20 protein-coding genes are annotated in these 17,445 nt (G+C 58.7%); 8 read left to right on the top strand and 12 right to left on the bottom strand.

The genetic code is table 11. The features are described from left to right. Window positions 1-42: 42 nt before the first annotated feature. Entirely contained in the window at window positions 43-792 is a 750-nt protein-coding gene (locus GSF27_RS02915; RefSeq protein ID WP_160965537.1) for a TIGR01621 family pseudouridine synthase, read from the bottom strand. A 150-nt stretch (window positions 793-942) separates the two neighbouring features. Between GSF27_RS02915 and GSF27_RS02910 the strand changes: the two genes are divergently transcribed. From GSF27_RS02910 to GSF27_RS02890, 5 genes are all read left to right on the top strand, one after another. Next, complete coding sequence (locus tag GSF27_RS02910) at window positions 943-1,209, top strand: hypothetical protein (RefSeq protein ID WP_160965535.1); 267 nt, start codon at window positions 943-945, stop codon at window positions 1,207-1,209. Next, a complete protein-coding gene (locus tag GSF27_RS02905) occupies window positions 1,184-2,344 on the top strand; it encodes a phosphatidylserine/phosphatidylglycerophosphate/cardiolipin synthase family protein (RefSeq protein WP_160965533.1) in 1,161 nt (386 codons plus the stop codon). The genes GSF27_RS02910 and GSF27_RS02905 overlap by 26 nt, the downstream gene beginning before the upstream one ends. Before the next feature lie 3 nt (window positions 2,345-2,347). Continuing rightward, window positions 2,348-3,097: an endonuclease/exonuclease/phosphatase family protein gene (locus GSF27_RS02900; protein ID WP_160965531.1), complete on the top strand. Its 750-nt coding sequence runs from the start codon at window positions 2,348-2,350 to the stop codon at window positions 3,095-3,097. A 307-nt stretch (window positions 3,098-3,404) separates the two neighbouring features. Further along, entirely contained in the window at window positions 3,405-4,004 is a 600-nt protein-coding gene (locus GSF27_RS02895; RefSeq protein ID WP_160965529.1) for an acyltransferase, read from the top strand. 137 nt (window positions 4,005-4,141) lie between these two features. Continuing rightward, window positions 4,142-5,107: a nitronate monooxygenase family protein gene (locus GSF27_RS02890; protein WP_160965527.1), complete on the top strand. Its 966-nt coding sequence runs from the start codon at window positions 4,142-4,144 to the stop codon at window positions 5,105-5,107. Between the two features lie 50 nt (window positions 5,108-5,157). On the opposite strand, the gene GSF27_RS02885 is transcribed toward GSF27_RS02890, so the two are convergent. Continuing rightward, window positions 5,158-5,835, bottom strand: coding sequence for a haloacid dehalogenase type II (locus GSF27_RS02885; RefSeq protein WP_160965525.1), 678 nt, complete (start codon window positions 5,833-5,835; stop codon window positions 5,158-5,160). Between the two features lie 102 nt (window positions 5,836-5,937). Further along, entirely contained in the window at window positions 5,938-6,840 is a 903-nt protein-coding gene (locus tag GSF27_RS02880) for an oxidoreductase (RefSeq protein ID WP_160965523.1), read from the bottom strand. 192 nt (window positions 6,841-7,032) lie between these two features. Here GSF27_RS02880 and GSF27_RS02875 point away from each other — a divergent pair, with 192 nt between their 5' ends. The 3 genes from GSF27_RS02875 (at window position 7,033) to GSF27_RS02865 (ending at window position 10,902) form a co-directional block, all read left to right on the top strand. After that, window positions 7,033-8,310 (top strand): MATE family efflux transporter, encoded by a 1,278-nt coding sequence (locus GSF27_RS02875; protein WP_160965521.1) that lies wholly within the window; start codon window positions 7,033-7,035, stop codon window positions 8,308-8,310. A 100-nt stretch (window positions 8,311-8,410) separates the two neighbouring features. After that, the gene (locus tag GSF27_RS02870) at window positions 8,411-9,994 is read left to right on the top strand and encodes a thymidine phosphorylase family protein (RefSeq protein WP_160965519.1); all 1,584 of its coding nucleotides are present in this window, start codon (window positions 8,411-8,413) and stop codon (window positions 9,992-9,994) included. Continuing rightward, on the top strand, window positions 9,994-10,902 hold the full coding sequence (locus GSF27_RS02865) for a ribose-phosphate diphosphokinase (protein WP_160965517.1): 909 nt from the start codon (window positions 9,994-9,996) through the stop codon (window positions 10,900-10,902). Before GSF27_RS02870 ends, GSF27_RS02865 begins: the two co-directional genes overlap by 1 nt. A gap of 3 nt (window positions 10,903-10,905) precedes the next feature. Here GSF27_RS02865 and GSF27_RS02860 read toward each other — a convergent pair whose 3' ends face one another. From GSF27_RS02860 to GSF27_RS02820, 9 genes are all read right to left on the bottom strand, one after another. Then, window positions 10,906-12,102 (bottom strand): MFS transporter, encoded by a 1,197-nt coding sequence (locus GSF27_RS02860; RefSeq protein WP_160965515.1) that lies wholly within the window; start codon window positions 12,100-12,102, stop codon window positions 10,906-10,908. Window positions 12,103-12,630: 528 nt separating this feature from the next. Continuing rightward, entirely contained in the window at window positions 12,631-12,864 is a 234-nt protein-coding gene (locus GSF27_RS02855) for a hypothetical protein (protein WP_202410244.1), read from the bottom strand. A 59-nt stretch (window positions 12,865-12,923) separates the two neighbouring features. After that, on the bottom strand, window positions 12,924-13,316 hold the full coding sequence (locus GSF27_RS02850; protein ID WP_160965511.1) for a hypothetical protein: 393 nt from the start codon (window positions 13,314-13,316) through the stop codon (window positions 12,924-12,926). A gap of 40 nt (window positions 13,317-13,356) precedes the next feature. Continuing rightward, entirely contained in the window at window positions 13,357-13,671 is a 315-nt protein-coding gene (locus GSF27_RS02845) for a rhodanese-like domain-containing protein (RefSeq protein WP_160965509.1), read from the bottom strand. A 60-nt stretch (window positions 13,672-13,731) separates the two neighbouring features. Further along, the gene (locus GSF27_RS02840) at window positions 13,732-14,232 is read right to left on the bottom strand and encodes a hypothetical protein (protein WP_160965507.1); all 501 of its coding nucleotides are present in this window, start codon (window positions 14,230-14,232) and stop codon (window positions 13,732-13,734) included. Continuing rightward, window positions 14,219-14,896: a glutathione S-transferase family protein gene (locus GSF27_RS02835; RefSeq protein WP_237457338.1), complete on the bottom strand. Its 678-nt coding sequence runs from the start codon at window positions 14,894-14,896 to the stop codon at window positions 14,219-14,221. Before GSF27_RS02835 ends, GSF27_RS02840 begins: the two co-directional genes overlap by 14 nt. A 25-nt stretch (window positions 14,897-14,921) precedes the next feature. Then, complete coding sequence (locus GSF27_RS02830) at window positions 14,922-15,329, bottom strand: hypothetical protein (protein ID WP_160965505.1); 408 nt, start codon at window positions 15,327-15,329, stop codon at window positions 14,922-14,924. Beyond that, window positions 15,326-15,700, bottom strand: a complete 375-nt coding sequence (locus GSF27_RS02825; protein ID WP_160965503.1) for a NifB/NifX family molybdenum-iron cluster-binding protein — start codon at window positions 15,698-15,700, stop codon at window positions 15,326-15,328. Before GSF27_RS02825 ends, GSF27_RS02830 begins: the two co-directional genes overlap by 4 nt. Then, entirely contained in the window at window positions 15,697-17,394 is a 1,698-nt protein-coding gene (locus tag GSF27_RS02820) for an ATP-binding protein (protein WP_160965501.1), read from the bottom strand. The genes GSF27_RS02825 and GSF27_RS02820 overlap by 4 nt, the downstream gene beginning before the upstream one ends. Between the last annotated feature and the right edge of the window lie 51 nt (window positions 17,395-17,445).

Genomic DNA, 17,445 nt, shown 5'->3' with positions numbered 1-17,445 from the left:
CCTTCCCCGTGACCTCTCAGCGGGGGCTTGCTCCCCCGCTAATTACTCCTCTTTTCCTGCGCCTTCACTGGTAATCACCAGCCCGGGCGGTAATTTCGGCCAGCTCAGGTTCATCGGTTCCTGCCACTCGGCCAGCGCTTCTGTCAGGCTAACATCCCCAACCCATGCCCCGGACTCCGGCAACGCCGCATAACCACGGGCTTGTCCCTGCCACGGGAACTGCAGTTGCCAGGCGTGCAGGTACATACGATCTGCAGCGCTGCCACCGTAGCGGCTATCCCCGAGAATGGGTGCACCGATGGCCTTCATCATTACCCGCAGCTGATGGGTCTTGCCTGTACAGGGTTTGAGCAGGAAAAGCCGCTTTCCGCCGCCCAGAGATTTACTGAAAAACTGCGTCGCCGCCGGATTGTGGCGGGACTGCGCCAGCTTCCAGCTGCCACGCCGGGCTTTCTCCATGTCACCCGCTACCAGTCCCTGTTTTTTCGCCGGCCTGGAGTCACTGACGGCGAGATAGAATTTCTGCACCTGACGGGCGGCAAACGCCATCGACAACTGCCGGTTGGCGGCAGCGTGGCAGGCCATGATCATAACTCCGCTGGTGCCCCGGTCGAGCCGGTGCACGGGGTAGACCCGCTCCAGACCCAAGTCACGGGCGACTTGAGCCAGTAATCCGTGGTCGCCAGAGACGCCCGCTTGCGTATCCGGGTGCTGGGGATTGTGCACCTCAATCGACGACCCTTTGTTGACGACGACAAAATCGGCATTATGATCAAGCAAGGAGTAATTCAAGGCGTTTCGTCTCCGCCACACCGGCAACAATAAAAACGGTTGCACTATATCAACAAGGTTTACCCGGGTCTGTATCAGTATCAACACTGACACCCGGATGCAGCCAGCCACCGGGAACAATCAAATCTCCCGGTCCGCCAAGGAGTATGCATGCAGTACGATAAATTTGTGGAGTTACACGAACAATTTCCCAGCGGTCGCTACGAAGTCAACAGCCTGCAATTGCGCGACCTGCTCACGCACAGCGGCTGCGGCGGTGTCGCGGTACGAGTGCTGCACCTTGGCACTGTACTGCTGGATACGGCTGAGATGGCCGAACGACTCAGGTCCGACAAACACCCGCGGCTCGATGGCATCCGCATTACCTGTCTTGATGGCCTGATCATCATCGATGAGCCATCCCACGGCGGTAAATAAGAGCGGCGATCAGGAGCTGTCATTCACCCGCCAATCCACGGAACAGCTGTTTGACGGCGGCGACAGTTACTTTCGCCAGTTATTGCAGGAGTTGGCGACTGCACGTCACAGCATTGATATCGAAGTTTATATCTTCCAGCTCGACACCCTCGGCGAAAAGATTCTGCAGGCCCTGGTGGACGCCGCCCGACGGGGCGTCCGCGTACGCTTACTGATGGACGGCATAGGCAGTTCGCTGCACGCCAACAGTATCAGTCAGCGTCTCGAAGATGCCGGTGGCGATGTACGTATCTATCACCCCCTGCCCTGGCAGCTGTCCCACTACCGGCGCTCCCTGCGCCGTGGTGGCGTACTCGACAAAGCACTCTACTTTCTGCGCAAGATCAATCGCCGTGACCACCGTAAACTGATCGTCATCGATGGCACAGCGCTCTGGACCGGTAGCCTGAACATCGCCGCTGTGCATCTGAGCGATGAACAGGGCGGAGCCAACTGGCACGACTACGGGGTGCGCCTGACAGGCCCGCTTGTGGCAGAACTGCAAACCGATTTCAGCGCGCTCTGGGAAAGGCGTAAATTCTCCGCGGTTAAGCATCCCCTCCGCCGTTACTGGCACAACCTCACACGCTGGGCCCGGCGGCGCAAAAACCTGCAGCTGGTGAATCGTATTCGTCGCGCCCGCTCACGGGTCTGGGTAATGAGCGCCTACTTTGCCCCCTCCGCCAAAGTGGTCAGGGCCTTGAAACGAAGCGCCTCCCGCGGCGTCGATGTACGGATTCTGGTACCAGCGCGATCCGACATTCACCTGTTCCCGCTGCTGACCGCTACTTACTACAAGGATCTGCTCAGCGCCGGCGTGCGGGTATTCGAATACCTGCCGGAGGTACTGCACGCGAAGCTGCTGATCATTGATGACCAGCACATCCTCGGCAGTACCAACTTCAATCACCGCAGTTACCTGCACGACCTGGAGCTGGACCTGTTTTTACACCAGGCTGACAGCAAGGCCCAACTGCAGGCCTGGTTTGCGCGGGATCTTGAATATTCGCGCGAAGTCACCACCGCTGCATCACACTCCCGCAGCCTGAATCTACTGCCGGGCCTGATTGCCCGCTCCCTGCGCTACTGGATGTAAACCATGGAACACCCTTCAATCAGCTGCCTGACCTACAACATTCACAAGGGCTTCAGTCTCGGCAACCGGGACTACGTGCTGGACGCCATTCGCCAATCGATCCGCGCTACCGGCGCCGACCTGGTGGCACTGCAGGAGGTACAGGGCGAACACCACGGCCATGCCAGCCGCATTGACAACTGGCATCGTGAAGCCCATTTCGAGTATCTCGCCGATTCCGTCTGGGATCACTACAGCTACGGTAAAAACGCCATTTACCAGGAGGGGCATCACGGCAACGCGTTGCTGAGCAAACACCCGTTCCTCAGTGTCTTCAACCAGGACATCAGTCAGTGGCGTTTCTCCCAACGGGGCCTTCTGCATGGCCGCATCCAGGTACCGGGCCACCGCGCCATTCAGGTCGCCTGCGTACACATGGGTTTTTTACCCTATGAGCAGTGGCGCCAGACCCAGAAGCTTGGGCGCTGGCTGCAACAACTCTCACCCTCCGACCCGGTGATTTTAATGGGTGACATGAATGACTGGAGCCGGCGCATTCATCGCTACCTGCAGCGCAAGTTCGGTGTCAAGGAGGCCACCCAGCAGAAGTTTGGTCGCCTGCAGGCCACGTTTCCCTCCCTGCAACCGGCCTTGAGTCTGGACCGGATTTACTACAAAAACCTCTATCTGGAACAGTGTGAAGTGTTGCACGGCAAGCCGTGGGAAACCCTCTCTGATCACTGCCCTGTGTACGCAAAATTTTTGCTGAATTAATTTCGCTACTGGTCAGCATTCGGACAGTCAGCCTATACTGCAGTCAGGTGCCCGCCAGACTCAACCGGCCCGAATGGCTGAGTCACGAAGCTCCGGATACGACACATAATCAGTGTCCGCTGTGTCTGAGCTATCGCCTGCCCTGAGTGCAGAGTGCGATACTATTGAACAAGCTCTAATTGGCAGCGTTTACAGTGAGTCATCCGGCGGGCACCTGCCACCTCCCCCACTTTCCTGTTTTGACGCTTGTGCCCGCGCCACACTTTGTTGATCATCCCTGTCTGTCTCCCCAACCTGCCATTCCGCCATGATCGATTACACCCGGCAACACAAACGCCGCCTCAGCTACATGCCCTGGCTCTACTTCACCCTCAAGCCCAAACACCGGCAATGGGCCGAGCCCTGGCAAGCTGAAATCCAGCAAACCTTGATGGCTCTTGAAACCATACGGTTCGGAGACGGCGGTTTTGTTGCACCGGAAGCAGCACTGTTTGCCGAGCCGGGGCGCGACATTGTGGTGGGTGACCGCTGCCAGATCGCCGCCGAAGTTTTCCTGCACGGACCGCTGCGGATAGGCAACAACGTCGGTATCAACCAGGGTGCCATACTGGACGGTGGCCGAGCCGGTATCGAGATTGGTGACAACACCCGTATCGCCGCCCGCTGCACCATCTACGCCTTTGATCATGGCATGGACGCCGATCGGTTAATTCGTGACCAGCCGGTCACCTCGAGCGGCATTCGCATTGGCAGTGATGTCTGGATCGGCGCCGGGGTGGGCATTGTGGATGGCGTGACCATTGGCGATGGTGCCGTGGTCGGTATGGGCAGCGTGGTGACCCGTGATGTGGAGCCCTACACCAAGGTGGCTGGCAACCCGGCCCGGGCTATTGGCCGCCGCTGCTGAAGCCCCCCAACTCTGGGCTAGGGGGCGTTTCGGTGCTATTCTTGCCGCCGCCTGAAATTTGCACGCACTGGCACTCTGCCAGGCAGCAGGCGGCAATTTGCTTTTGAACCAGACCGATTTCAGAAAAAGGAAAAACCATGGCCTTACCTGATGTACTCAAGGGAAGTCTGCAACTGCCGGCAATCGCCTCTCCCATGTTTATTGTCTCCAATCCCACCATGGTGATTGAACAGTGCAAGGCCGGTGTGGTCGGTTCCTTTCCTTCCCTCAACGCCCGTGGCGAAGGTGTTTTTGAAAGTTGGTTACAGCAGATCACTACTGCATTGCAGGACTGGGACAGTGCTAACCCGGAACAGCAGGCCGCGCCATTTGCCGTCAACCTGATTGTGCACAATTCAAACAATCGCCTGCAGGAAGACCTGGAGCTGTGTGTGAAATACAAGGTGCCGGTGGTTATCACTTCCCTCGGCGCCAAGGAGCATGTCAACGAGACCATCCACTCCTACGGCGGTATTGTGCTGCACGACATCATCAACGATGCCTTTGCCCGCAAAGCCATTGAGAAAGGCGCCGACGGTCTCATCGCCGTTGCCACCGGCGCCGGCGGCCACGCCGGAACCCAATCGCCCTTTGCCCTGATCCAGGAGATCCGTGCCTGGTTTGACGGGCCCCTGGCACTCTCCGGCTGCATTGCCCGGGGTGACTCCATACTCGCGGCCCAGGCCATGGGCGCTGACCTCGCTTATATGGGTTCGGTGTTTATCGCCACCGACGAAGCCAATGCCGTAGACGCTTACAAGCAGATGCTGGTGGACAGCCAGGCGGAGGATATCGTCTACACCAACCTGTTCACCGGTGTGCACGGTAATTACCTGAAGCCATCCATCATCAATGCCGGACTCGATCCCGAGCAACTGGCGGAAAGCGACCCGTCAAAAATGGATTTTGGCTCCGGCGGCAACACCGATGCCAAAGCCTGGAAAGATATCTGGGGTTGTGGCCAGGGTGTTGGTGCAGTGAAGAAAGTACAGAAGGTAGGCGACCTGGTCGCTCAGTTACGGGCCGAATACGACGCAGCCAAACAGAGACTCTGTAACCTGTAACGTCAGTAAGCGCCGTTGGAGGCTGTGTATACAGCCTCCATCCCGCCGCGTCAGGAGTGTGATTTGACCGCGGCCACCAGTCCCGCCAGGCTCTCGATCACCACCGTTGGCTCAATCCCCCAGGGATCAAAAACCGCCGCCGGTGACCGCTTCACCCAGGCCGCCTTCATGCCAGCCTCCCGCGCACCGATCACATCAAACGGATTGCCGGAGATAAGCCAGCTGCTATCTGCCTCACCTTTGCTGCTGCGCAGAAAGTAGTCGTACACGTCGGGGTTCGGTTTGAAGGTCTGCAGGTCATTAACACTGACCACACCCTCAAATGCCTCGCGAATACCCGCCTGCTGCAACAGCCCCTCTACCGCGTCACCCGCCCCGTTGGAAAACGCAAAACAGCGCATACCGGCATCAGCAGCCTGTTGCAGCCCTGCCCTGGCATCCATAAACGCCGGCAGGGTTCGGTAGGCCTGCAACAGCTCGTCACGGGTTGAGGACGGCAAACTCAACCCCAGCAACGAAGTGGTGTAATCCAGCGACTGCGCTATACACACCGAGAATGGCTGGTAGCTGCGCATGAGCCCCCGGCGGAACGAGTACTCCAGCTGCTTCTCTCGCCAGATACGGGCAAACTCCGGCGCCAGCTCCCCGACGTGACGCTGCAGGGTTTTGGTGACCCCCTGAGTGTCAATCAGGGTTCCGTAGACATCAAAAGCCAGTACGACAGACACATTTCACCTCGGGATTCAGCACTGTTATTTTGGAGTGGCCGGGTTCCGCTCAGTATAGAAGCCGATCCCGCCGCCTTCGACCGGACTTTGGTCGCAGTCGCACTAGTCGTACCGCACACCGGTTAACGCTTCCGACAACTGCCACAACTGCTGCACTCGCCCGCCATCCTTCACCGCTGGATTGGTCACCACTTTCACCGCCGGTCCTTTCATCTGCTTCTTGCCACCGGGTCCGTAGAAGTCGCCGCTCTGTGCCTCAGGATCCACCGTCGCCCGCAGGGTTGGCAGAGCACCGCTGGCAGTGTCCTGAGCCATAAACAGCCCCAGCAGGCGATATTTGAGGGAGTGGCGCTGCAATTCTGTGCGGGTCCAGCCCGGGTGGGCTGCGGTCACCTGTGGCGCTTCTTCGCCCTGTAGTCGTTGCACCAGCCCCTGCACGAACCAGAGATTCGCGAGTTTGCTGTCGCAATAGGCCTGTACGGTATCGTAGCCCCGCAACTGCCAGTTAAGATCGTCGAAATCAGGATTGCCCCGGTGATGAGCAAGGCTCGACACCACAACGATGCGGGATCCCGGCGTGTTGCGCAGCAGCGGCAACAGTTGCAAAGTGAGGGCGAAGTGGCCCAGGTGGTTGGTACCCATCTGCAGTTCAAAGCCATCACTGGTGGTGGCGTAGGGAGACATCATCACCCCGGCGTTATCGATCAGCAGATCCAGCTTCGGCAACCGGGTCAGGCAATAGCGGGCAAATCGCTGTACCGATCCCAGGTCAGCCAGGTCCAGCAGCTCCATGCTCACCTCAGCCCCCGGACAGCTGTCGGTAATGCTGCGCAGGGCGCTGCTACCCTTGGCCGCGTCCCGCACCGCCAGGATCACCTCTGCCCCTTTTGCCGCCAGCGCCCGGGCAGCCTCCAGCCCTATACCACTGCTGGCACCGGTGACTATGGCGATACGACCGCTCTGGTCTGCCATATCGGCAACGGACCAGCCTCTGGAATCCGGCATGATTGTGTCTCCTTGTTATTATTGTCTGCGGTGCCCGTGGACGCCGAGCTGTAATTACTGCCGTGGTTTATGCTTAAATGCCCGCCACTGAAACCAGCCCGGACTGATAACCCCGTGCCCAAAGCGATCTCATTTACTCAGGGCCCCGTCGGCCGTCAACTCTATCACCTGGCCATGCCGGGAGTCTGGGGCATGGCAGCCAACCTATCCTTCAATACCGCCGACACCTACTTCGTCGGCCAGCTGGGCAGCGACTCACTGGCAGCCATGAGCTTTACCTTCCCGGTGGTACTGCTGGTCACTGCCCTGGCCGTCAGTTTTGCAACCGGCGTCTCCTCTGTCTACGCCCGCATGCTGGGTGGAGGCCATAAGCTGTCAGCGCAACGACTGGTAGCCGACAGCCTGATGCTGGCGATGATGATCGCCCTCACCATCATGTTCATTGGCTGGTGGCAGCTGCACAGTACCTTTGTGGCACTCGGTGCCGGTCCGGAACTGCTTACCCTGATCGAAGAGTATATGGGCCCCTGGTACCTTAACGCGCCCTTCTTCGCCCTATCCACCGTATTCATGGCAGTGCTGCAGGCCTCCGGTTATGCCAGGGTCGCGGGATTACTGATGATCGGTACCGCACTGATCAACATCATCCTCGACCCACTGCTGATCTTCGGCTTTGGTCCTATTCCCCGCTTTGAAATCGCCGGCGCGGCCTGGACCACCGTGGTCTCCCGCCTGTTGCAGGTTGCACTGGGTTTTTACCTGCTGGTGTGGCGCTATAAGCTGATCTCGGCACCGAGCCTCAACCTCTCTTCCACTCTGAAGGCGTGGCGCGCCACGTTGCACGTAGCCATTCCCTCCATGGGCAGCGGCCTGATCGTGCCCGCCGCCGGCGCTTTCACCCTGGTGCTGGTGGCCGGCTTCGGCCCTGACGCGGTGGCAGCACTGGGCGTGGTGCAGCGGGTGGAGCCGGTGATCATGATCGTATTCTATGCGCTGGCAGGTATCGTCGGTCCCTTTTTTGGTCACAATATGGCCGAGCAATATCGACACCGCCAAATGGAAGCCATGCGCCTGATCCTGCGTTTCAGCTTTGCCTATTCTGCCATCAGCGCGGTACTGCTGTGGCTGGGTGGGGAGTTTATCGGCTCCTGGTTTACCGACTCCCCGGAAATCATCGCCATTATTGCCAGTTTCCTGCTGTTGGTTCCCTTCAGCTTTGGCCTCTCCGGCGTGATGATCGCTTCTACGTCGGCGTTTAACGGCCTGGGCAGGCCACTGCCGGCGGTTATGCTTTCGGTCATAAGGGTCGTACTGTTCTATGTACCCTGCGTACTGATCGGACGCGAGCTGGCCGGGCTCAACGGCATTTTCCTTGGCACTGCCACGGCCAATGTCCTGGCGGGCATAGTCAGCTATCTCTGGATTCGCCAAGCCCTGCGCCGTCAGGCTGCTGGCAGCTCTGCAGCCTGACCCGAGCAGCCTGAAGACAATCGTCTGCTGCGACGATTACCGGCTTGGCACCGGCCGTCGGCCTCAGTAGAGTAAACGCTATTGCACAGAGAGTGTTGCCATGTCCCGATCGTCCCCCTCCGGCCGCTGCGGCAAGACCGATTCTCCTTCGCCCCTGGCCCTGCGCCGTGTCGGTATTGATACCTACCGCGAAAACGTCGCCTACCTGCACCGCGAATGCGAACCCTATCGGGCTGAAGGCTTCCAGGCCCTGGCCAAAGTCGAAATATCCGCCAATGGCTCACGCATACTGGCGACCCTCAACGTGGTCGATGACACATCCATCGTGGATTGCCAGCAGCTAGGACTGTCGGAAGATGCCTTTACCCAGCTGGGTCTTGAAGAGGGACACCCGGTCACCATTTCCCAGGCCGAACCGGCCCAGTCCATCCCCGCCCTGCACCGCAAGATCGCCGGTGAACGACTCAGTCACGACGATTTCGGGCACATCGTGCAGGATATCGCCGAGCACCGTTACTCGAAGATCGAACTGACCGCCTTTGTGGTGGCCTGCAACCAGGTAGAGCTGGATCGCGAAGAGGTGTTCTACCTCACCAGTGCCATGAGCAAGGTAGGTCGCAAGCTGGACTGGAATGAGTACACCGTGGTGGACAAACACTGTATCGGAGGCATCCCGGGTAACCGTACCTCCATGCTGGTGGTGCCTATCGTTGCCGCCCACGGCATGCTTTGCCCGAAGACCTCGTCACGGGCGATCACGTCTCCGGCCGGTACCGCCGATACCATGGAGGTGCTGGCCACCGTGGACATGCCCTTCTCGGAGCTGAGCGAGTTGGTCAGGCACCAGCGCGGCTGCCTGGTGTGGGGTGGCACCACCGACCTGTCCCCGGCTGACGACGTATTAATCTCTGTAGAACGCCCACTCTCCATCGACTCCCCGGGGCAGATGGTGGCCTCCATCCTGTCGAAAAAGATCGCCGCCGGTTCCACCCACCTGCTGCTGGATATCCCTATCGGTCCGACCGCCAAGGTACGCTCCATGCCGGAAGCCCTGCGGCTGCGTAAACTGTTTGAGTTTGTCGCCGGCCGCCTGGGCTTGACCATCGACGTGGTGATCACCGATGGACGCCAACCCATCGGTAACGGCATAGGACCGGTATTGGAAGCCCGGGACGTTATGCAGGTGCTGGAAAACCATCCGCAAGCGCCCAACGACCTGCGCCAGAAAGCACTGCGTCTCGCAGGCCGAATGCTGGAATTCGACCCGGACGTCCGTGGCGGCGATGGCTACGGCATCGCCAGGGATATTCTCGAGTCCGGGCGCGCACTGCACAAGATGAAAGCCATCATTGAAGCCCAGGGCAGACGGGAGTTCGATTTCGACAATCCTCCCCTCGCGCCACTCAGTTTTGAGGTTGTGGCAGAGTTTGATGGCACGGTTACCGCCATCGATAACCAGCAGGTTGCCCGTATCGCCAGGCTTGCCGGCGCCCCCGGATCCAAGGGCGCAGGTGTCGATATGCTGGAGAAGCTCGGGGCAACGGTCACCCGTGGCCAACCCCTCTACCGGGTTTACGCCGCCTACCCCACGGAGCTTGGCTTCGCCCGCCAGGCCGCCGACAAAAACAATGGTTACAGTATCGGCCCGCCGGATCAGCTGACCCATGTGTTTGTGGAGTTTTGATGAGCGCTCTGTTCCTCTGCAGTGTTGAGGAGAAATCGGCAGCCTGCCCCCTGGCACAGGCTCTGGCTGTCCCCTGCCTCAGTTACGAATGTCACCGTTTCCCTGATCAGGAGCTGCGCCTGACCTTGCCCCTGCAGGACAGTGCCGCACTGCCGGCTACCGTAGTACTTTACCGCAGCCTTGATCGTCCCAACGACAAACTGGTAGAGCTGCTGTTGATTGCGCGCCACCTGCGCCGGCTGGGAGCCCGGCAGTTGATCCTGGTGGCCCCCTACCTGGCCTATATGCGCCAGGATATTGCTTTCCACAGTGGCGAAATTGTCAGCCAGACCATCGTCGGTCAGTTTCTCGCAGAACTGTTCGATGGCGTGATTACCGTTGATCCCCATCTGCACCGTATTGAGCGGTTGGAGCAGGCCATACCGCTATCTGCAGCGGTATTCGTCAGCGGTGCGCCGCGGCTGGCAGACCTGATCAGGGACAACCTGCAACAGCCCCTGCTGATTGGTCCCGACGCTGAATCCCGCCAATGGGTGGAGTCCGCAGCGGTGCGTATCGGCGCGGATTTCGGCGTTTGCCAGAAAGTGCGTCGCGGCGACAGGGATGTGACGGTGGAGCTTCCGGATCTCCCCGTTAACGGTCGTCAGGTGGTCGTGCTGGATGACGTGGCCAGTTCCGGCCACACCCTGGCGCAGGCCACAAGGGCACTGTTAAATGCAGGTGCTGCCACGGTGGATGTGGCGGTGACCCATGCCCTGTTTGCCGGCGACGCTGTCGAGCTCCTGAAACAAGCCGGCGTCGGAAATATCTGGAGTACGGATACCATCATCCATGACAGCAATGCCATCAGTATGGCCCCGCTGCTGGCAGAGGCCCTCACGCCCCTGCTGAATGTCCCCCTGGACTGAGCGCTATACGCGACGTTCGGTCGCGAAGGTGGCGATACCCCGCCGATGCAACAGCAGATACGGGAGCATAGTCAGCAGGGTCAAAGCCCCCAGCAGCATATACATATTGGCAAAGCCGATGTGGGGAATCAGCAGGCCCAGCAGTGACGGGCCGAATCCCAGCCCGGCGTCGATGAAGATAAAAAAGGTAGAGGTGGCCAGCGCCATGCGGTTGCTGTCCACCGCCTGTATCGCCATCGCTTGTATGCAGGATTGCATATTGCCGAAACCGATGCCGATGAGGCAGCCGGAGACCAGTAGCATCGAGCCACTATCTGCAACACCCAGCAGTAACAGCCCGCTACCCATCAGCACAAACGCCGGATACATAATCACATGCGCCCCGCGGGCATCCAGCAAGCGTCCGGTAAACGGACGCGATGCCAGTACACTCAGGGAGTACGCCATAAAGAAAAAGCTGGCGGCCTGCACCAGCTGTCGCTCCGTGGCATAAGCATTCACAAACGATAAAACCCCGGAGTAGAACACCGCCACCAGCAGGATAATGACGCACAGTGGCACCACCCTCGGCTCAAGAAACCGTGAGGGCGAGAACGACAGTCGTTGCGGGGGCGGTGTTTCGCCACTGTAGTTTTCCTCCGGCACACGCAACAGCAGCGCCACGCCGCAACTGGCCACACTGAGCGCACAACAGAACAGCAGTATCACATCAAAACTGCTGTGCTGCGCCAGCCAGATGCCGATAAACGGGCCAATCGCAGTTGCCAGGGAGTTGCTCATACTGAAATAGCCGATACCCTCCCCTCGCCTGGAGGCCGGGATCAGATGCGCCACCACCGTGCTGCTGGCAGTACTGGCAATACCAAGGCTGATGCCGTGCAGCAACCGCAGTGCGATTAACCAGTTAATACCCGCCTCGACAAAATAGAGTGCGCTGGAAAATGCCGCCAGCGCCAGCCCGGCCAGCAGGCTGCGCCGTCGCCCCACCACGTCCATGTTCTGGCCAATCAACAGCCGCCCCAACATGGCACCGACAATAAATACACCCACCACCAGACCGGCTTCGCTGACAGACGCACCCAGGTCACCGGTCACATACTGACCAATCACCACCACCAGCAGATAGAAAACCAGCACCAGCGAAAAATTCAGCAGCGAGACGATAATAAAATCTTTGGTCCAGAGCCGGGGTTTGTTCATCGTGTAGCCTTGCCAATACCAGTGAACGGCAGTTACGGTCGGTAGCTGTCCGCAAGGCAACGCATTTTACAGGCTGGGCAGCGTACAAACCAGAAACCCTGCCCCGGTGGCGGGTGCCCGTTACTCAGAGCCAGTTGCTCGGTGCTCGGTGCCCGGTGAGAGGAGCGCTTCAAATTAAGGTTATTACCGCGACGACGGCAGAGCACGGGATGGGCAGGTTATGGAGTCCCGCCTTCGCGGGAGCGACGGTGGTGATACGGTCTCTGCCGGAAACCATTACCGAACCACGTCATTCCCGCGCAGGCGGGAATCCACACGGGGCACAAACTATTTGCTCCTGCCTTCGCGGCAGCGAGACGGGAGAGGTTCAGAGTACATCCGGATAGCCTGGCACAGCCACGCTGCCGCTCACGGGGTCAAAAAAAGCCAATCCGGCTGCAGTCAGCGGGTCTGCAGCCGGATTGGACGTGCCAAACGGTGTCCAGGGAGAAGCGTTGCCAGGACCGTGACAGCAGCGGTAGCGCTGCGTCAGTCACTCTCTCCCCAAAGGTATTCATCTATTTCACGCATCAGGTAGTCATTGCTGTGGATATTACGCGCCACAGCCTCGGCTTCCGCGTGGTCGTAGCCATTGAGATTAAAACTGAGCTCACCGGCCGGCTCACCGTCGTAAACCAGCTTGATCTTTAACAGCCAAAATTCGTCATTGGGTTTGCTCAGGTCCACCGCTGCTTTCAATTTCCCTTCCAGCGTGGTGATCATGAAAAAATCTTCGCGAGGCATAGGTCCGCGGTATCCGATTACTGTTTCCGTACGTAAGTTCATTGGCCACACCCTGCCCGCAAATGGGTCTTTTGTGGCAGTGGCAGCAGGTTGAAGTGGCTGGACAGGATATCCGCCAGTTGCCTGCTGGTCAGTCCCTCAAATACGTCATAGAGGCTGTCCACCAGATTTTCCTGCACGTATTCAAGGTGAATGCCGTAACGATTTGGATCTTGCCCGTAAGTAAACAGGTAAGCCCGCAGCTCCGGCTCCTGCGGGTGGCGCACAAAGATCGCGTACTGACTGGTGTCCACGTTATGCTCAATCTCAAACGCCTGCTGGCCAAACTGCTCACGCAGGATCAGTAAGAGGCGGCGAATGCTCTTGTCCCGTCGCAGGGACCAGATATTCTCAGCAGCTGGCGGTTTCTTTGGACGCAAAAAGTTGAGCATGGGCACCTCTCCTGGCAACGTTAACATCAACAGCGTGGCCTCAACCCGCAGTCTGTTGCATGGCCTGGTAGGCGGCATAACCGCCTTCGACGCTGTACACCTTGTTAAAACCGAAATTTCCGAACAGCTCAGCCAGGTGTTCACTGCTGTGGCCGTGATAGCAATAGATCACCAGCGGTTGGGCTTTGTCCCGACTGCGGATCAGGGTTTCCACCAGGTCATCGTGGGCGTGCAGGGCATCGTCAATATGCCCTTCGCGGTAATCCCGCAACAGCCGGCAGTCCAGTAACATGGCCCCGTCCTGTGCCAGCACGTCGGGCATCTGGTTAACCTTGATGGTGTCGAACTTTTTCATGATGCGTGTCCCCGGTTAATCCCGCCTGCTCCTGCCCCCAGGAGCAGCTGCGGCGATTATCTAATCATCTTCCAGCAGCCTCTCGGCCATATCGCGCACGACACTGCCACCCACCTGATCCATCGGATCCAGCTGCTGCAGTTTCAGCAGCACCGTCCAGGCTTCATCCAGGTCTCCACGCCGCAGACGCACAAAACCAGTGGCCTTTAGACTGTACAGGTAAGTGCGCAGAGCCCCCCTGGCTGGATGCCAGCTAGCGCTGTTCTCATCCAGCTGGCGCCAATCTGCTGTAAATCCCGCCTGCTGCGACGCCAGTGCCAGGGTGTCGTCGATTACCTGCAGCGCCTCATCAAAGCGATTGCTGTAGGCGTACAACTTGTACAGGGCCACCAACACTTCCAGTTGATGTGGCAGGCGCTCCCTGGCGGTAAGCAGCAAGTCCTCAGCACTGCGCCAATCGCTGCTGACATCCAGGTCGCGGCGCAGCAGTTGCTGCAGTTCCAGAGGAATTACCTGGGAGTCACCGCGACTGACTTCATCAAACAGATCACGCAACTGCATGCACATCGGCCCGCATTGCGACGGGTTCGCCCGCCAGAGTGGAGTGATACCCCTCCTCCATCAGCACCTGACGTACCGATGGGCGCTGCAACATGCGCTGATAGTGTTCGTGGCAGGCTTCCGGCAGAGGTATACCGGTTTTTGCTGCCCAGAACTCCACGTAGAAAAGCGCGGCGTCGGCAATGCTGAATTGTTCACTCACAATGCGACCGTAGCGGATACGGGCATCGATGGTGGACAGGCATCCCTGCACAATATTTCGGCCCTGATTACGGATTTGCTCGTAATCTGCCGGGTTACGACTGTAACGCTCAGTGGTAAAAATGCGGGTAAAACCCTGGCCGTGGCAGGCACTGATAATCAGGTTCATCAGGTCCAGCATCTCGATCAGCGCTTTGGTATTAGCGGGCACCAGAGGTTTGCGGCTGCAGTTTTTCGCCAGCCACATGGCAATGGCGATGAACTCGGTCAGCGCCGTGCCGTCTTCCAGTACCAGCACCGGGACCGTCCCCTTGGGGTTAATAGCGAGAAACTCGGGGCGGTACTGCTCGCCCTTGACCAGGTTCACCGGCCAGGCTTCAAACGACACACCAATCTCTTCCAACAGAATGTGAATCCCGGTGCTGCAGGATCCGGGCGTAAAATAGAACTTCATAGTGCTCATGTTTTAACTCCTTAATCCCACACAATCAGACGAATTCTGCCACCAGGTCGTCGACCCAATGCTCTTCCTCTTCCACCTGTACCACTGCGCTTTCGAACAACCCTTGCTGGCGAATCAGCGATTTAAAGGTTTTCATGACCGGGCGCGAAATCATGGTTTCCGCCAGTACCCGCTGCTCGTAAATGGCATCCAGAAGGTCCCGGTCACGGGTCTCTTCCGCACGTGAGATGAGACTGTGCATCTCCCCACCCAGCAGGCGACTGGGGCGATTTTTAACCGCATGATAGAGATGGGTCATAACCACCTTCTCTTCCGGCTTCATCTTGCACTTGCCGTCAAGGATCTTGAGCATCACGGCGATGGCACAATCCACGTGTACCGGAATCAATGGAAACCGACGTGCCCAGTGATTCACTTCGTTAAAGGACTTCATGCGATTACCTCCTTCGCTGAAACATCCGACAGGATTGTGTCGGCACAGGCCCGCAGCGACTCTTCCACGCCCTGATAGGCGTATTCGTCCACTGCGGTTACTCCGATACGGCTCAGCTTTGCAATTGGGCCGTCACCGATTTTGGCCACCAGAACTGCGCTGCAGTCATTGATGGTGGCAAGAATTTTCTGCATCGCCGACTGGTCGCCGGTCTGGCCATGACAGTAGTGGTCCACCTTGCGACGCTCCAGCAGCGTTATGGCGTCGTCACTGACGTCATAGACAAAGAACTCTTTGGCGTGACCGAAGTGCAGGTTGACGGAGAGTCCGTCCTTACTGGCCACGGCGATTCTTGCAGCCGCCGCGGTCATGCGCAGCGCTCCAGTCCCCGGAACACACTGCAGCGGTCAAAAACTTCCAGCGTAGGCGCCAGGGATTTGTGCTGACAGTACTTGGAGACCAACTTGGTGAGTCCCTTGATGTCGCGACCGCTTGCCTCGGGAAACTGGTCCGCCAGCTGGTCCACCAGTTCCGATGGTAACTGCAGCTGGAACTGGTCACTCATCACCCGCCAGATGCGGCGCCGGTCGTCGCGGTTGGGTGCGTGGTAGCGGATCACCGCGATACAACGGGAGACGATGGCCTCGTCAATATCATCGGTGCGGTTGGTGGTGAGGAACAGCAGGCCGTTGAAATACTCCAGCACCCTCAGGAACACACCCACCACGGCGTTGGCCGCCAGGTTGTCGTCGCGTCGTTTGATGTAAACGTCCGCCTCATCAATCAGCATCACCGCGCCCCAGCGCTGAGCGCGGGTGAGGGTCTCCTGCAGCGCTTTCTCCATCTCCGCCACATTCAGCCCCAGCTGGCCAGAGTGAACACGATAGAGCGGCTTGCGGATAATTTCGGCGTAGACTTCGGCGGTGAGCGTCTTGCCCACACCCGCCGGACCGCAACAGAGTACGGTGGTACCGCCTGACTTACCTTCGATAATGTCATCGGCGAGCATGTCCATCTCGGCGGTGAGGATATCAATCAGGTCGGTCTGCTCTGCCGGCAGGATTAATTTGGTTTTCAGTTCCGGCTGGTAGTTGTACGGCTCAATATCATCTACATGAACCCACAGGTGATGGTGCAGCTCCAGGTGGAACATGAGGATATAGCCGTGCACTGGCAGGCGGGTAAACATACCGGCGGGCATAGTGGATTGCAGATCCTCTGCCGCCTGCTCGACCTTCTCATCGTAATTGGCACTGCGACCGGCCTTGCGAATGTATTTGCTCAGAATGTTACCGGTAGCGTCCAGGGTCAGGGCGCGCTCGGCCAGAATTTGTTCGTCGTTGACCAGCCTGGCGGAACCGCCAGAGGATGACAGCACCACTCTGCTCTTGCGTGACCAGTCGGTGTTGCGGTGTGAGGCGGTGGGGTCTTCAGCAAAGATACCCACGCCGGTGCCGGAAAATTGCATGCCGTAGTCGGCGCGCCAGCGGAAAAAGCGGTCGGCGGAGCGCTCATAGTTGTCTACCAGCAGTGGCGTCTCGTGGAAGTAACCGCGATTGGCAAATATTCCGGCGACGGTGTTGCCCACCATGTCCCGTTCCCGCAGCGCCAATGACTGTGTGACAATCTTGCCCATGGCGTTGGCCTGCAGCTCCAGCATCACCCTGCCGGTCTCTTCTTCTCCGGCCGGGCTGTAGTCAATGCGGGTTACCAGGTATGGCAACGGCTTACCGCCACTGTTGGCAAGGAACAGCCAGCCGTAGATAGCATCCTGCAGCAGGAACTCGGCAATATCCGCTACCAGGTTTTCCAGCTCACCCTCCTGGTAGACCCGCCCGTCGTGCAGGCGTGCCTGACGCAGCGTGGTGATCTGGGCGGCACGCCCCTGCATGCTTATGCCGGCAGCGGCGTAGAGTTCGGCCAGCAGCTGCAGGTGATCCGGTGACAGCTGGTTGCCCTGCATCTCCACGCGATTGCCGAACTTCAGCTGCTCGGCGTAAGCGGAGAGTTCGGGAAAACGATCGATCATCGCTTCAACGTAATTGCGTTCTACCAGCAATTTCATGACTGTTCTTACTCCACAACCTCTGGAAATTCGGTACTTGCTATAGAGGGA

Source organism: Pseudomaricurvus sp. HS19 (assembly GCF_009857815.1).
GTDB lineage: Bacteria > Pseudomonadota > Gammaproteobacteria > Pseudomonadales > Cellvibrionaceae > Pseudomaricurvus.
Note: the sequence above shows the minus strand (reverse complement) of the source record. Positions and strands in the feature narration are given on the sequence as shown.

Coding starts and splice junctions, on each gene's coding strand:
- GSF27_RS02850 (WP_160965511.1), bottom strand. CDS start 13,316: ATGCTCAACTTTTTGCGTCCAAAGAAACCGCCAGCTGCTGAGAATATC.
- GSF27_RS02905 (WP_160965533.1), top strand. CDS start 1,184: ATGAGCCATCCCACGGCGGTAAATAAGAGCGGCGATCAGGAGCTGTCA.
- GSF27_RS02860 (WP_160965515.1), bottom strand. CDS start 12,102: ATGAACAAACCCCGGCTCTGGACCAAAGATTTTATTATCGTCTCGCTG.
- GSF27_RS02890 (WP_160965527.1), top strand. CDS start 4,142: ATGGCCTTACCTGATGTACTCAAGGGAAGTCTGCAACTGCCGGCAATC.
- GSF27_RS02880 (WP_160965523.1), bottom strand. CDS start 6,840: ATGCCGGATTCCAGAGGCTGGTCCGTTGCCGATATGGCAGACCAGAGC.
- GSF27_RS02875 (WP_160965521.1), top strand. CDS start 7,033: ATGGCAGCCAACCTATCCTTCAATACCGCCGACACCTACTTCGTCGGC.
- GSF27_RS02840 (WP_160965507.1), bottom strand. CDS start 14,232: ATGCAGTTGCGTGATCTGTTTGATGAAGTCAGTCGCGGTGACTCCCAG.
- GSF27_RS02895 (WP_160965529.1), top strand. CDS start 3,405: ATGATCGATTACACCCGGCAACACAAACGCCGCCTCAGCTACATGCCC.
- GSF27_RS02830 (WP_160965505.1), bottom strand. CDS start 15,329: ATGAAGTCCTTTAACGAAGTGAATCACTGGGCACGTCGGTTTCCATTG.
- GSF27_RS02835 (WP_237457338.1), bottom strand. CDS start 14,896: ATGAGCACTATGAAGTTCTATTTTACGCCCGGATCCTGCAGCACCGGG.
- GSF27_RS02855 (WP_202410244.1), bottom strand. CDS start 12,864: ATGATCACCACGCTGGAAGGGAAATTGAAAGCAGCGGTGGACCTGAGC.
- GSF27_RS02910 (WP_160965535.1), top strand. CDS start 943: ATGCAGTACGATAAATTTGTGGAGTTACACGAACAATTTCCCAGCGGT.
- GSF27_RS02825 (WP_160965503.1), bottom strand. CDS start 15,700: ATGACCGCGGCGGCTGCAAGAATCGCCGTGGCCAGTAAGGACGGACTC.
- GSF27_RS02870 (WP_160965519.1), top strand. CDS start 8,411: ATGTCCCGATCGTCCCCCTCCGGCCGCTGCGGCAAGACCGATTCTCCT.
- GSF27_RS02845 (WP_160965509.1), bottom strand. CDS start 13,671: ATGAAAAAGTTCGACACCATCAAGGTTAACCAGATGCCCGACGTGCTG.
- GSF27_RS02900 (WP_160965531.1), top strand. CDS start 2,348: ATGGAACACCCTTCAATCAGCTGCCTGACCTACAACATTCACAAGGGC.
- GSF27_RS02820 (WP_160965501.1), bottom strand. CDS start 17,394: ATGAAATTGCTGGTAGAACGCAATTACGTTGAAGCGATGATCGATCGT.
- GSF27_RS02865 (WP_160965517.1), top strand. CDS start 9,994: ATGAGCGCTCTGTTCCTCTGCAGTGTTGAGGAGAAATCGGCAGCCTGC.